A 313-nucleotide genomic window follows, 5' to 3' on the forward strand; every position below is an offset into this window, starting at 1 on the left:
GGCCGGGGTCGGCCTGGCCGACGTCGTGCTCGTAAGTGAGCCCGAGGCCGCCGCGCTGCCTTACGCAGCCCCACAGCGGGTGGATGCCCGCAGTTCGATCGCCGTCTACGACCTAGGCGGGGGCACGTTCGACATCGCCGTGCTGCGCAAGGCCGCCGCGGAGGTGTTCGAGGTGGTCGGCGCTCCCGCGGGCATCGACCGGCTGGGCGGCGCCGACTTCGACGAGGCCGTCTTCCGGCTCGTGACCGCCGGTCTCGGAGAGGAGTATGCGGCGCTCGACACCACAGATCCCGCGGTGCTCGTGGCCCTGGGC

The 313-nt window shown here is 72.8% G+C and carries 1 protein-coding gene; it reads left to right on the forward strand.

The genetic code is table 11. The features are described 5' to 3' along the window. Positions 1-313, forward strand: a 313-nt coding sequence (locus QCD70_RS19000; protein WP_301219188.1) for an Hsp70 family protein, incomplete at both ends; no start/stop codon positions are given.

This window comes from Agreia sp. PsM10, from assembly GCF_030433855.1.
In the GTDB taxonomy this organism is placed as follows: domain Bacteria; phylum Actinomycetota; class Actinomycetes; order Actinomycetales; family Microbacteriaceae; genus Agreia.